Here is a 14,108-nt window from a genome sequence, read left to right as displayed (position 1 = left end):
GCGTTTTGATGAATCTGGCGCGGTTCATTCGGCGACAACTCCTCTCGCTATCCGGCGTCGGCCTCATGCTCGGTGCGCTGTTCTTCGCGGCTGCACTGACGCCGACGCTGATCCCCAGGAGCTATCTCACGCAAGGTGTCCTCGCCGGCGGCTGCTTTGCGATCGGCTATTTCGCCGGCGTGCTGTGGCGGCGGCTGTGGCACTATCTCGAGCTGCCCGAGCCTTCGGCGCGCGCCAGATCGATTGCGAATGCGCTGGCGGCAGCCGCCTGCCTGCTCGTCGTCATCGTCTTCCTGTGGCGCGCAGCCGAATGGCAGAACTCGATCCGCGCCGTGATGAAGATGGCGCCGGTCGAGACCGCGCATCCGCTCAAGGTCTGCGTCATCGCCCTGGTCAGTTTCGTCGTGCTGCTGGTGCTGGGACGGCTGTTCGCACTCCTCGCCCGCTTCCTCGCCACGCATACGAGGCGCGTCATTCCGCGGAAACTCGCCAACGTCATCGGCGTACTCGCCGCAGGCCTGCTGCTCTGGTCGATCGCCAGCAATGTCCTGATCAACACGGCGTTTCGCGCACTCGATTCGTCCTTCCGCGAGCTCGACGCCTTGCACGAGCCCGAGCGGCCGCAACCGACCGCCGCCGATCGGACGGGAAGCCCGGCGTCGCTGGTGAAGTGGAACGAACTCGGACGCACGGGACGCCGGTTCATTGCCTCGGGTCCGAACGCAACCGAGATCAGCGCCGTCAGCGGAAGGCCGGCGCAGGACCCGGTCCGGGTCTATGTCGGCCTCGCCGGCGGCGCCACCGCGCAGGCGCGCGCCAGGCTTGCGCTCGAGGAGCTCAAGCGCCAGCGCGGTTTTGATCGCAAGATCCTGATCGTCGTCACGCCGACCGGCACCGGCTGGATCGACCCTGCTGCGATGGACACCGTCGAATATCTCCACCATGGCGACGTCGCCAGCGTCGCGATGCAGTACTCCTATCTCAACAGCCCGATGTCGCTGTTGTTTCAGCCCGAATACGGCGCGGAGGCGGCGCGCGCGCTGTTCGCGGAGATCTACGGCTACTGGACGACGCTACCGAGGGACAGGCGGCCGAAACTGTATCTGCACGGGCTCAGCCTCGGCGCCATGAATTCGGAGAAATCCGCGGAACTGTTCGAGATGATCGGCGATCCCATTGCCGGCGCGCTATGGAGCGGGGCGCCGTTCGAGAGCCGCCTGTGGCGCTCGATCACGGCGAACCGCAATCCGGGATCGCCGGCGTGGCTGCCGGAATTCCGCGACAACCGCTTCGTGCGCTTCATGAACCAGAACGGACCGACGGTCGCGGCAGACGCGCCGTGGGGTCCGATGCGCGTCGTCTACCTGCAATATGCCAGCGACGCGATCACCTTCTTCGCCTATCGCGATGCCTACCAGGCCCCGGCCTGGATGAGCGCGCCGCGCGGGCCGGACGTGTCACCGGAGCTGCGATGGTATCCGATCGTGACGATGCTCCAGCTCGCCCTCGACATGGCGGTTGCGACCAACACGCCGATGGGCTTTGGCCATGTCTATGCGCCCGAGCATTATGTCGATGCCTGGATCGCGGTGACCGATGTCCATGACTGGTCCGCCGAGGCGCTGGCACAGCTCAAAGCGCAGCTTGCGGCGAAAGCCCGGAAGACGGGCGCAGGCAATATCGACGACGATTCCGACCGCGGCGGCTAGGCGCCTACTCCGCCATCTCCACCGGCTGCGCCGTGGCGGGACCGGCCAGCGGCCGCTCCTCCATCGCGATCAGGCACAGCGCGGCAATGGTCATCAGCGCGGTGGCGGCGCCGAACACGTAGCGGAACGCGTGGCGCATGTCCTCAGTGGGAATAGCGACGGCGCCCGCGGCGTGGTGCTCGCCGGCGAGCGGAACGTCGATGCCGAGCGCGATCAGCAGGATCGCCGCGAACGCGGCGACCGTGAACGAGGACATCAGCGAGCGGAAGAAGTTCATCGCGCCGGTGATGGTGCCGACCTGCGGACGCGCCACCGAGTTCTGCAGCGAGACCACGCAGACCGGGAAGGTGGTGCCGAGCCCGAGCGCGAACGCCGCCATCAGCGTGAGCAAGCCCCACAGCGGCAGAGTGGTGAGCGTGAGGCCGAGGCCGCACAGCGCGGCCCAGGACGTGCCGATGATGGCGACGCGCTTGTAGTGTTTTGCACGGGCCATGGTGCGACCGGCGACGGCCGCACCGACGGTCGAGACCGCCGCGAGCGGGATCAGCGCAAGACCCGCTTCGCTTGCGCTCAAATGGTAGACCGACTCGTAATACAGCGGCAGCTGCACGGTGAGGCCGGTGATCGCCCCGAGCCCGCAGCCGCCGGCAGTCAGTGCGAACGGCGCGACCGATCCGGTCAGCAGCTTCAACGGCAGGAACGGCTCGTCGGCCCGCCGGGCGTGCCACACGAAGCTGACGGCGAGCGCGACGGCACCGCCCACCATCGCAAGCACGGTCGGCGACAGCCAGGGATAGCGCGTACCGCCCCAGGTCAGCACCAGCATGAAGACGACGGCGGACGCCATCAGCAAAACGCCGCCGAGCCAATCGACCTTGCGCTTGCGGTGGAACACCGGGATCTTCTTCATCTTCGGCAGCAGCATCACGATGGCCGCGGCCGCGAGCGGCAGGTTGATCCAGAAGATCATCGACCAGTGCAGATGCTCGGCGAACACACCGCCGATGACCGGGCCCAAAATCCCGCCGACCATCCAGACGCTGGAGAAATAGGCCTGGTACTGGCCGCGCTCGCGCGGGGAGACGACGTCCGAGATCACGGTCTGCACGACAGGCATGATGCCGCCGCCGCCGAGCCCCTGAAGGCCGCGCGCCAGGATCAGCATCGGCATGTTCGGCGCGACTGCGCACAGCACCGAGCCCGCCACGAACAGGCTGAGCGAGATGATGATCATGACGCGGCGGCCGTAGATATCGCTGAGCGTGCCGAACACCGGCGCGACCGCGGTCGAGGCGAGCAGATAGGCGGTGATGACCCAGGAGAGATTGGAGACGTCCTGGAACTGGCGGCCGATGGTCGGCAACGCGGTCGCCACGATGGTCTGGTCGAGGGCGGCCAGGAACATCGTCAGCATCAGGCTGATGACGATGGTGCGGACCTCGTCCTGCGACAGCGGCACCGGCGGCGCGATGGAGGGCGCATCATCGACGCTGATGACTTCGCTGGGAAGCCGGGACAGCTCCTCGGCGATATCGTCAGGCAAAGTCTGGATGTCGGCAGAACTGCTCTGCCGGTCGAACTTGTTCATCTCGCTCGGACGTCGTGGGGCGGCGCAACACCGCGAAGGATTCGTTCTATGCAGCCCAATGTAGACAGCAAAGTTCTTCCCAGGCAGACGCCGCGGCGCATGGGTGCATCCCGCCCCCGGGCCATCCCGAAGACGTGATCGCCGCGCAAAACCTGACGGCGGTTCAGTCCTTCGGACGTCGCTTCAGGCGGGCTCGTTTCGGCAGCAGCGCCGGCCATTGCACGATGTGGTCCTCGAGCTCCTCGTCCGGGATCTCGTCCTCGCTGCCTTCCACCCGTCCGCGCACGGAGACGCCGGCGTCATGCACGGTGTTGGGATCACCGGAGACCAGCGGATGCCACCAATAGAGATCGCGCCCTTCGGCGACCAGCTTGTAGCCGCAGCTCGGCGGCAGCCAGTTCAGGGTGCGGACATTGGCCGGCGTCAGGCGGACGCAGTCCGGAACCTTGTCGGAGCGATTCGGATAGTCCTTGCAGGCGCAGCTCATCCCATCGAGCAGCTTGCAGCCGATATGGGTGAAATAGATCTGCCCGGTGTCCTCGTCCTCGAGCTTGTTCAGGCAGCAGCGCCCGCAGCCGTCGCACAGGCTTTCCCATTCGCCCGCCGACATCTCTTCCAACGTCTTGGTTTTCCAGAAGAATCCTTCCTGGCCTGAAGGTCGTTTGGGAACTGCGGTCATGCGCCTCAACAAAAGTTCGAAAGAGCTACGGCTCGAGCCATCTAGGGCGTGCGGCCGGGGTGGTGCAAGCAACCCACCTTTGAGGCCCGTAATGATCCGGGGTCAATTAGGCCTGTTGTTCAAAATCGCGAGCGTGACCATTGGTTTATGGGCCCCGCTCGGCTAGAAGGAACAGCAAGCCCCTCGGATGCTGGCCGGGCGCCTTGGGTTTGCCGCAACATTCCCTCAAGACGTCTCGATGCCGCCCCCGGCCGGGTGCTTGAACGCTTTCGAACCAAGCCTCAAGGGTTCTAGGTGCGCCAGATCATACCACCGCATTGGAAGCAGAAGGTCCGGAATTTCTTCCTGGACCTCGATGCGCGCATCGACTCCTCGCTGTTCTCCTCGGCCAAGGGCATCCGCGAGCTCTACGAGCGCTACTCGACCTTCATGGACCGCTTCTATGTCGGACGCTGGAAGCGCTGGGTGTTCATCGAGCCGCTGTCGGAGGCCGCCACCCTCGGCCTCGGCGGCCTGGTCGTGATGCTCACCCTCGCCATCCCCGCCTTCCGCGAGACCGCGGACGAGGACTGGCTGAAGAAGTCCGATCTCGCCGTGAGCTTCCTCGACCGCTACGGCAACCCGATCGGCAGCCGCGGCATCAAGCACAACGACTCGATCCCGCTGGAAGATTTCCCGGACGTGCTGATCAAGGCGACGCTGGCGACCGAGGACCGTCGCTTCTACGAGCATTTCGGCATCGACATCGCCGGCACCGCGCGCGCGCTCGTGACCAACGCGCAGGCCGGCGGCGTCCGCCAGGGCGGCTCCTCGATCACCCAGCAGCTCGCCAAGAACCTGTTCCTCAGCAACGAGCGCACCATCGAGCGCAAGGTCAACGAGGCCTTCCTCGCGGTCTGGCTGGAATGGCGCCTGACCAAGAACGAGATCCTCAAGCTCTATCTGGACCGCGCCTATATGGGCGGTGGCACCTTCGGCGTCGACGGCGCGGCACATTTCTACTTCAACAAGTCCGCGCGCGACGTGACGCTGGCGGAAGCTGCGATGCTCGCCGGCCTGTTCAAGGCCCCGACCAAATACGCCCCGCACATCAACCTGCCCGCCGCCCGCGCCCGCGCCAACGTCGTGCTCGACAACCTCGTCGATGCCGGCTTCATGACCGAGGGCCAGGTGTTCGGCGCCCGTCGCAATCCGGCCTTCGCGGTCGATCGCCGCGACGAGGCTTCGCCGAACTACTATCTCGACTACGCCTTCGACGAGATGCGCAAGCTGGTCGACACTTTCCCGAAGTCCTACACCGAGCGCGTCTTCGTGGTGCGCCTCGCCATCGACACCAACGTGCAGAAGGCCGCCGAAGACGCGGTCGAGAACCAGCTGCGCCAGTTCGGCCGCGATTATCACGCAACGCAAGCGGCGACCGTGGTGTCCGATCTCGACGGCGGCATCCGCGCCATGGTCGGCGGCCGCGACTATGGCGCCAGCCAGTTCAACCGCGCCACCGACGCCTACCGCCAGCCGGGCTCCTCGTTCAAGCCCTACGTCTACACCACCGCGCTGCTGAACGGTTTTACGCCGAACTCGATCGTGGTCGACGGCCCGGTCTGCATCGGCAATTGGTGCCCGCAGAACTATGGCCATTCCTATTCCGGCTCGGTGACGCTGACGCAGGCGATCACGCGCTCGATCAACGTCGTGCCGGTGAAGCTGTCGATCGCGATCGGCCAGAAGGAGCAGCCGAAGGCGCCGAACCCGGCCAAGATCGGCCGCGCCAAGATCGTCGAAGTCGCGCGCCGCTTCGGCCTCAAGGCGCCGCTGCCCGACACGCCGTCGCTGCCGATCGGCTCGGACGAAGTCACCGTGCTCGAGCACGCGGTCGCCTACGCGACCTTCCCCAACCGCGGCAAGGCGGTGACGCCGCATTCGGTGCTCGAAGTGCGCACCGGCGCCGGCGACCTCGTCTGGCGCTGGGACCGCGACGGGCCGAAGCCGCGGCAGGCGATCCCCGCCTCCGTGGCCGCCGACATGGCGGGCATGATGAGCCACGTCGTCAGCGAAGGCACCGCGCGCCGTGCCGCGCTCGACGGCATTCCGACCGCGGGCAAGACCGGCACGACCAACGCGTATCGCGACGCCTGGTTCGTCGGCTACACCGGCAATTTCACCTGCGCGGTCTGGTACGGCAACGACGACTACTCGCCGACCAACCGCATGACCGGCGGCTCGCTGCCGGCGCAGACCTGGCACGACATCATGCTCGCGGCGCATCAGGGCGTCGAGGTCCGGGAGATCCCCGGCATCGGCATGGGCCAGAAGCTGCCGCCGCAGCATGTGAGCAACGCGCAGGCCAACGCGGCGCCGAAGGTGCTGGAGACCAAGCCGGGTCCGCCGCCGGTGCTGACCAAGCGCGGCGCCGACATCCTGGTGCGCGTCGAGAAGCTGCTGGATGACGCCGCCAAGACGGCGAAGAAATCGGCGGATGCCGACACCAAGGCGGCGAGGCCGCCCTCGGCGACGAGCGCGCTCGCCTTTCCGCAGAACTATGCGGAAGAGAATGCCAACGCCTCCGCCCCGCGCAAGAACTGATCGAAACAAGTGCGGCTGATCCTGATCACATTGACGGCCCTTCTGCTCGCGACGGTGGTCGGCTTGGGCGCGACCTGGATGACGACGACGCGCGGCACCGAGATCGGCGCGCTGACCATCGGCGCCTGGACCGCGCGCCCGCGCACCGGCACCGCCGACGTCGATCCCTATTCGCGCGCCACCATCGTGCGCAACGGCGAGCTGCCGATCGGCACCGGCGACGGCGTCGCCTTCACCGCCACCACCGACGACAAGAAGAAGGCGCTCGACGGCCGCTGCGACGTGATCGTCTCCGGCGTGACGCCGCCGGCGCGGTTCTGGACGCTGACGCTGTACGACCGCAAGGGCCATCTCGTCGCCAATTCGCTGCAGCGCTACGGCTTCACCAGCCAGGAGATCGTGCGGCAGTCGGACGGTTCGTTCGAGATCCGCATCGCCTCGCGCTCGCGCGCCGGCAACTGGCTGCCGACCGGCGGCATCGAGCGCTACGCCTTGATGCTGCGGCTCTACGACACCCCGGTCGGCGTTGCCACGCGCACCCAGCGCGATGCGCCGATGCCCACCATCACGACGGCGGGCTGCTCATGATCCGCCTCTTGTTCACCGTCGTTGCCGGCGTGGTGCTGGGCCTCGTGGTCCACCTCGTCAGCGTGCTGGCGCTGCCGCGGATCGCGACGCAGGATGCCTATTCGCGACTGACGCCGATGACGAAGCTCAATGGCGTCAGCCAGCTTCCCCTCGCCGATCCGCAGACATCACCGATGCCGTTCATGGACCCGGCCTTTGCGCTGGCGATCTGCCGGTATGACCTCACAAGCGGGCCGATCAAGCTGACGGTGCCGGTGAGCCAGGCCTACACCTCGGTGTCGTTCTACACCCGCAACGAGATCGCCTATTACGCCATCAACGACCGCTCGGCGGGCCGCAAGGTGATCGAGCTCGACCTGATGACGGAAGCGCAGCACAACGAGCTGCCCGAGGACGAAGAGGTCACCGCGGCCGACCGCCTGATCATCGATTCCCCCAGCACCACCGGCCTGATCGTGATGAAGGCGCTCGCCCCCGAGCCCGGCCTGATGCCGCAGGCGCAGGCGACGCTTGCGGCCGCGAGCTGCGGCCCGCAGACCGAGCCGCCGGCCAAGGCCGAGGCCCCGCGCGGCCGGCGCTGAGCGGGGCTGTTCAGGCGTTCGCAAAACAAAAGCGCGAATGCACAGTAGCGGATGCATCTCCTCAGATGCCGGAACTCGCCGTTTCGGCTTTCATCGCGGCCTGATGCATATCGATGACCGCCACCGCGATGAACGTAATCGCGACGCAGAAGGCGATGACGGCGAAGAACACGGTCGCACCGTAGTTGAGTGCGAATGTGCCGACATACGCGCTGACAATGGCCCCGGCCCGACCGAAGCCGGCTGCCGCACCGACACCGGTCGAGCGGACGTTCGTCGGATAGATGTGGGCCGCCAGCGCATAGAGAGAGCCCTGCGCGCCGAGCAGACAGAAGCCTTCGATGCACAAGAGAGCCATGAGCAGCGGCTGGGTTTCGGTCGATAGCGGTATCGATGCCAGGATCACTGCGCCGATGGTTGCTGCGCCGGCAACAGTCAGGATCGCAACGCGCGTTCCATACCTGCCGATCGCCCAACCGGTGACGATGCAGCCACCGACGCCCCCGAAGTTGAACAGTGCCAGACCGAAGCTCGCCGTCTGCACGTCAAAACCCTTGCCGGTCAAAAGAGTGGGAGCCCACGCGTAGAGGACGTAGACCGGCAACAAACAGAAGAAGAACGCGATCCAGAGCGCCGTCGTCGTACGACGAAATCCGGCAGCGAACAATGCGGTGAGCGAAGCACGTTCGACACCGACGTCGCGCCGGTCGATGAAGGCTTTGGAAGCGGCAGCGGCCTGGTCCAGGATCCGAACGGATTTCGCCACCTTTTCCATGTCAGCGCCACGCGCCAATAGATATTGCGGCGATTCCGGCAGTGCGAACATCAGGACCGCTGCGACGATCACCGGCAACACGCCGCTGACCACGAAGAGCATGCGCCAACCATATTCGGGCTGCAGCTGAGCGGCGATCAGGCCACCAATCATGCCTCCGATGGGGATGCAGACAATGCCCAGCATCACGGAAAGACTGCGATTCCGCCTAGGCGTGAATTCTGCGATCAACGCGGTCGCCGCCGGAAGGGCACCGCCAAGTCCAAGGCCCGCCAGGAAACGATACAAGCCGACCTCGCCGACACCATGAGCGACCGCAATCGCAAAGGTCGCCGCACCAAACAGGAAGACGGATGCGATGAGGGCAACCTTGCGTCCGAGCCAGTCGCCGACGACGCCCCCGATCGGCGTGCCGATCGTCATGCCCACGAAGCCCAACGCGAGGGCCGGAGCGAAATCGCTGCGCGTGACGCTCCACTCCTTGATCATCGATGGTATGGCGAAGCCGAGAATTTGATTGTCCAGACCGTCGAGGACGATGGCGAGAGCGCAGAGGAGGAGCACCTGCTTTCGCGAGGCGTTCCACGTCCCCTCCTCTGCGAGTGAACCGATGTCGATAACCCGCTGCTGCGGTGCGTCCAGGACCTGTGTCGTCACGTTCGTTCTCCCCCTTTTTGTAAACGCTTTCGAATATCTCTGCTTGGGCGACCGCAACTCGGCCGCCCAATTCTCGCCAGGCACGTTGGTCCGGGGCTCCAGTCAGACAGCCGTCGTCACATCCGCCTCTTTCGCCTTCGACCGGGTGGCTTCCATTCGGGCCGCGCCCAACGTGTTGGCGAGCAGACACGCGATGGTCATCGGCCCGACGCCGCCCGGGACAGGCGTGATCGCGCCGGCGACCTCAATCGCCTCGTCGAAAGCGACATCGCCGACAAGCCTCTGGGCTCCTGAACCGGACTTGATACGAGTGATGCCGACGTCGATGACCGTTGCGCCCGGCTTGATGAAATGACCGCGGATCAGGCCTGGAACGCCGGTTGCGACAACGAGGATGTCGGCTTCCCTGCAGCGCCGTTCCAGATCGGTGGTCCGAACGTGCGCGATGGAGACCGTGCACATCTCTTGCAACAGCAGCCGCGCCATCGGCCGGCCCACGACGTTCGATGCTCCCACGACCAGTGCTCCGAGGCCGGCGATGTCGTCGTGCACCGATTTGATCAAACGCAGGATGCCTAGAGGCGTGCACGGAACCAAGGCGCCTTCCATTCCGGCGGCCGTCCGCCCCACGTTCAACGGATTGAATCCATCGACATCCTTGTCGGGCCGGATAGTCGTCACGACGCGCGCGGCATCGATCTGAGGGGGCAACGGAAACTGAACCAATATCCCGCTCACCGCGGGATCGCGGTTCAACTGCTCGATCAAGTCGAGCAACAACCGCGCCGGCGTGTCCGCAGCGAGCACGAACCGGCGTGATCGCATGCCAACAGCTTCGGTCTGCCGCACCTTGTTCGAGACATAGACGTGGCTGGCGGGGTCGTCGCCGATCAGCACGACGGCCAACTCCGGGACCGCCGCGCCGCCGGCAACCAGGGCGGCGACGCCTTTGGCCACTTCATTCCGAACCTCGGCAGCGAGCGCCCTTCCATCGATGATGCGCGCGGACATGGGCAAGTCAGACCTTGGAGAGATCAGCGCGACGGTTGTCCTTCTTGTAGGGCGCCGGCGCCACCTTCGCGCGGATCTGCTTTTGCCGACGTCCGGGCTCGCCCCAGACCGCGACGACCTCATTGCCAATCTCGGAATGATCGACGTCGATGGTGCAGAGCGACAACATTTCGCGGAAGAAGTAGCTATATCCCCGCGACGTCGTCACGCCGACGTCCTTTCCGCCACTCAGCACGCGGTCGGCGTACATGAAGCCGCGCTGGTCGCGAGGCATCTCCATGTACTGGTACGGGTCATGCTCCTTCTGAAAGAGGGAGGCGTGAACGTCGGCCACGTCGTCTCCGTTCCAGACGAGCGTGCGGATCACGCGCTTTGGATGGGCAACTTCGTCCTCGAGCGCCGCGCGTCCGATGAACTCATGATCGAACTTGATGTTCTTGGCCCAGCCCAGCTCGACCGGGCTCCGGTACCAGTCACGGACGTCGTCCGACTGGAAGCTGCCTGCGATGTTGAAGGTCGACGCGAACCCCGGCATCGCTGCGCGGAACTCATCCTGATACTCCTTCATGTCCTCGTCGAAGATCGCGGGCATGTAGTCGGTGACGATCGTCGGGAAGCAGGCCTCGAGATGGTTGATGAAGATCGCGCGGCCGCCTATCCGGCGCAGGCCGAACTCCTGGCCGGCAGCGACGATGGCGTCGTAGACGGCCGCCGCCTGCCCCATAGGCCCCTGAAGCTCGAAGCCGATCTCGCCAGACATGCCCTGTCGCAGCGCGAGCATCTTGCAACCGGCAATCTCGATCTCGCCCGAATGCATGAACTTGACGTCTCGCAGCGACTGCTTCGCGACTTTTTCAAGAAGCGCGAGCGACGTCGGCCCCTGGACCTGAAAATTGAACCAGTCATCGGCTGCGGACGTCACCCTGTAGTCGCCGTGCCGGCGGATGTAGTCGACCCAGAATGTGCCGCGACCGAACAACATGAACTCGTCTTCGGACAACCGCGTCAGGATGCCCTCGGCGATGACTTTTCCCTGCTTTGTCGTATGGACGACGTGCTTGGACTGACGGATGTCGAACTTCTGGAAGCTGTTGACGGAAGTATCCGAGAAAAGCTTCAGGGCATCGGGTCCCTTGAAGCGCCGCTCCCAGAGGAACGACCAGTCGCCGATCGCGCAGGTCTCCTTCCACGACATGCTCTCGTCGATCCAGTCCGTGTATTCGGGAAGGCCCCAACGCGAGGTGAAATAGCCTTCGGGTGTCTTGCGCATGCCCTTGGGGGTCAACATTGTCGTGCTCCGTTTCTCAATTAGAGAAGACGATCGTTCGATCGCCGTTGATGATGACGCGGTCCTCGAGGAAGAGATGGACCGCGCGCGAAAGGACACGCCGTTCGATGTCGCGCCCCTTTCGGACCAGATCGTCCGGCGTATCGCGGTGGCTGACCCGTTCGACGTCCTGTTCGATGATCGGCCCCTCGTCCAGATCGCTCGTCGCGAAATGCGAGGTCGCTCCGATGAGCTTCACGCCGCGCGCGTGCGCCTGGTGATAGGGTTTTGCGCCCTTGAACCCCGGCAGGAAGCTATGGTGGATGTTGATGCAACGGCCATGGAGATGGCGCGAGAGATCATCCGAGAGGATCTGCATGTAACGCGCGAGAACGACGAGATCGGCATTCGTCATCGCGACAAGCGCCTTGATCTGCGCTTCCTGCTTCATCTTGGTTTCCTTCGTAACCGGAAGGTGATGGAAAGGGATGTCGCCGACGAGACTGACGGCAAGGGCCGAACGCGGATGGTTGGAAACGATTCCGACGACATCCATCTGAAGTTCGCCGAGCCTGTGGCGATAGAGGAGATCGCCCAGGCAGTGATCGAATTTGGAGACGAACAGGAGCACGCGCTTGCGTTCGGCCTGGGATCGGAGCTTCCACTCCATGCCGAACCTCCGGGCAATGACCTCAAGGCCTGCTCGCGCCTTCTGCGCGCCCCCTTCCGACAGTGTGACACCGACCCTCATGAAGAAGCGTTCGCTCATGATCTCGTCGACCTGCGCCGCCTCGATGATGTTGCCGCCGTTCTCGAACAGACAGCGCGAAACGTCGGCCACAATCCCAGGCACATCGCGGCATGACAGGGTCAGGATGTATTGAGAGCTTCCAGCAAGTTCAGGCTGCATCTACGGACGATTCCTCGCGCCACGCGCGGTCGTGGTCCGACGCACCGACGCGGTGAGCGGATGTGGGAAAGGTGAGAGTCTGACTGAGGAAGGGGACCGGACCAGCCTGTACGGCCGGCGACCTACGGCTTTGATTTCACTCCCAAAGTCGCCCCTGCGGGGGCGTTGCGGAGACCATCGCGCATAAAGCCGCCATTGAAAATCCGGTATTATTCAATACAAGCTATCAATGTGATGGATATCAGACGGCTCGACCTGAACCTTCTTCTGCTGCTCGACGGGCTCTTCCGCACCCAGAACCTGTCGGCGCTCTCCCGTGAGCTCGGAATGAGCCAGCCGATGGCCAGCACCGGTCTGCGAAAGCTGCGGGATTTCTTTGGCGATCCCCTGTTTCTCTCGACCGGGCGCGGCATGCGGCCAACGCCTTTCGCGGAATCAATCGCGGAGGCCGTGCGGACAGTGCTGTCCACCGTCGATCAGCAGATACTCCGCAAGCCGCGTTTCGTGCCGGAAGAGAGCGACCGCGTGTTCACGGTCACAACCTCGGATATTGGCGTCCTGATTTTCATCCCGCCGATCCTCCAACGCATTCGCAGCATGGCTCCCGGAGCGAGCTTGCGGTGCCTGCCGACGTCGCACGAGGATCTGGAAGACGCGCTCGAAAGCGGCGAGATCGATCTGGCGATAGGCTATTTTCCGGACCTCGTCGGTCCGAACATCGTGACAGAGGATCTGTTCGATCATCCCTTCACCAGCATCGTCCGAAAGGATCATCCGACGATCGGCGACACCCTCTCGCTCGAACAGTTTCTCGCCGCGGACCATATCGTCGTAAACCAGCAGGGGCGCAGTCAGGAGATCTTCGAAAGGCGCGTTCGCGAGCTCAAGCTGCAACGCCGCGTCGTGCTGCACCTGCCGCATTTCATGAGCGTGCCGCAATTGATTGCGACGAGCGACATGATCTCCACCGTGCCGTTCTCGCTCGGGGCCTGGTACGCGAACGCCGGGCTGAAGCTGCTGCCCCCGCCGGTCTCGATACCTCTCATCGAGCTGAAGCAGCACTGGCACCGGCGGATGGACAACGAACCCGCCGTGCGATGGCTTCAAACAATCGTGGCCGAGGAGCTCCGGGACCGCGACCCCGCGCTGGCGATGTCGGCCGATTATGCCAAGTCGCGCGCCAAAGCCGCGGCACCCGTCGCCGGGCGGTCTGCGACAACGATCGCCTCACGGCTGCGGTAACACCCCGCTGCCCGAGCTGGACGATCTTCAACCCTCGCACGGCGGGACGGTGATCTCGTACATCAGCGGGGAAAATGCAGTGAACGCGGTCTTGGCATTTAACGCTGCTGGAAAGATCGAGACCCTGAGCTGTGGTCCGCCAGCACCAACTCATGCGTCATGTCGTCTTTGACGCGGTGCCTTTCAATGAGGGGCGCCGGCGACCATTTCATCCATATTCCGGTGCCAGACGCCAGTTCGCGGTGCGGGTGGCCGGCTCGTCGACCCAGGCTTCCCGCGCGAACCACGCGTGATCGGTGCGGCAGATCGGACACCGGGTGCGGGAGAAAAACACCGCGCGGCGTCCAAAGCTCTCGCGATCAGTCTTGATGCCGGTGGGAATCGCGTGTCCGGTTTGTGGACATTTGACCATGACCATTCCCATGTTGCCCTCCCTTGCGATTTGTCTTTGTTGTGGTTTGCAGAAAAGCACCGGCCGGTTGGAATGCGCCTCTCGTCGGTGCGAGGCCCGAGAGGCA

12 protein-coding genes are annotated in these 14,108 nt (G+C 64.6%); 5 read left to right on the top strand and 7 right to left on the bottom strand.

From position 1 onward, the window contains the following. Nucleotides 1-8 precede the first annotated feature (8 nt). Nucleotides 9-1,709, top strand: a complete 1,701-nt coding sequence (locus XI03_RS27690; protein ID WP_271593879.1) for an alpha/beta hydrolase — start codon at nt 9-11, stop codon at nt 1,707-1,709. Between the two features lie 4 nt (nt 1,710-1,713). Here the strand turns inward: XI03_RS27690 and XI03_RS27685 are convergent, their stop codons facing one another. Together XI03_RS27685 and XI03_RS27680 are read right to left on the bottom strand one after the other, a co-directional pair. Further along, the gene (locus XI03_RS27685) at nt 1,714-3,297 is read right to left on the bottom strand and encodes an MDR family MFS transporter (protein WP_271593878.1); all 1,584 of its coding nucleotides are present in this window, start codon (nt 3,295-3,297) and stop codon (nt 1,714-1,716) included. A gap of 163 nt (nt 3,298-3,460) precedes the next feature. Next, complete coding sequence (locus XI03_RS27680; protein WP_018315810.1) at nt 3,461-3,976, bottom strand: YcgN family cysteine cluster protein; 516 nt, start codon at nt 3,974-3,976, stop codon at nt 3,461-3,463. Between the two features lie 294 nt (nt 3,977-4,270). On the opposite strand from XI03_RS27680, the gene XI03_RS27675 reads away from it, so the two are divergent. From XI03_RS27675 to XI03_RS27665, 3 genes are read left to right on the top strand one after another with little or no spacing between them, the layout of a single operon-like run. Further along, nucleotides 4,271-6,559, top strand: a complete 2,289-nt coding sequence (locus XI03_RS27675) for a transglycosylase domain-containing protein (protein WP_018315809.1) — start codon at nt 4,271-4,273, stop codon at nt 6,557-6,559. Between the two features lie 9 nt (nt 6,560-6,568). Beyond that, a complete protein-coding gene (locus XI03_RS27670) occupies nt 6,569-7,147 on the top strand; it encodes a DUF1214 domain-containing protein (RefSeq protein WP_038971507.1) in 579 nt (192 codons plus the stop codon). Beyond that, nucleotides 7,144-7,728, top strand: coding sequence for a DUF1254 domain-containing protein (locus XI03_RS27665; RefSeq protein WP_028142993.1), 585 nt, complete (start codon nt 7,144-7,146; stop codon nt 7,726-7,728). The genes XI03_RS27670 and XI03_RS27665 overlap by 4 nt, the downstream gene beginning before the upstream one ends. Before the next feature lie 61 nt (nt 7,729-7,789). Here the strand turns inward: XI03_RS27665 and XI03_RS27660 are convergent, their stop codons facing one another. The 4 genes from XI03_RS27660 to purU form a co-directional block, all read right to left on the bottom strand. Then, nucleotides 7,790-9,160: an MFS transporter gene (locus XI03_RS27660; RefSeq protein ID WP_271593877.1), complete on the bottom strand. Its 1,371-nt coding sequence runs from the start codon at nt 9,158-9,160 to the stop codon at nt 7,790-7,792. 102 nt (nt 9,161-9,262) lie between these two features. Further along, the gene (locus XI03_RS27655) at nt 9,263-10,171 is read right to left on the bottom strand and encodes a bifunctional 5,10-methylenetetrahydrofolate dehydrogenase/5,10-methenyltetrahydrofolate cyclohydrolase (RefSeq protein WP_271593876.1); all 909 of its coding nucleotides are present in this window, start codon (nt 10,169-10,171) and stop codon (nt 9,263-9,265) included. A gap of 7 nt (nt 10,172-10,178) precedes the next feature. After that, complete coding sequence (locus XI03_RS27650; RefSeq protein ID WP_271593875.1) at nt 10,179-11,459, bottom strand: aminomethyl transferase family protein; 1,281 nt, start codon at nt 11,457-11,459, stop codon at nt 10,179-10,181. 16 nt (nt 11,460-11,475) lie between these two features. Then, entirely contained in the window at nt 11,476-12,348 is an 873-nt protein-coding gene (gene purU, locus XI03_RS27645; protein WP_271593874.1) for a formyltetrahydrofolate deformylase, read from the bottom strand. 234 nt (nt 12,349-12,582) lie between these two features. Here purU and XI03_RS27640 point away from each other — a divergent pair, with 234 nt between their 5' ends. Continuing rightward, nucleotides 12,583-13,590: a LysR family transcriptional regulator gene (locus XI03_RS27640; protein ID WP_028142989.1), complete on the top strand. Its 1,008-nt coding sequence runs from the start codon at nt 12,583-12,585 to the stop codon at nt 13,588-13,590. A 208-nt stretch (nt 13,591-13,798) separates the two neighbouring features. Here the strand turns inward: XI03_RS27640 and XI03_RS27635 are convergent, their stop codons facing one another. Continuing rightward, complete coding sequence (locus XI03_RS27635; RefSeq protein ID WP_028142988.1) at nt 13,799-14,014, bottom strand: hypothetical protein; 216 nt, start codon at nt 14,012-14,014, stop codon at nt 13,799-13,801. Between the last annotated feature and the right edge of the window lie 94 nt (nt 14,015-14,108).

It is taken from the genome of Bradyrhizobium sp. CCBAU 65884, from assembly GCF_028128835.1.
Taxonomy (GTDB): domain Bacteria; phylum Pseudomonadota; class Alphaproteobacteria; order Rhizobiales; family Xanthobacteraceae; genus Bradyrhizobium; species Bradyrhizobium ottawaense.
This window is presented reverse-complemented; position numbering and strand designations above follow the sequence as displayed.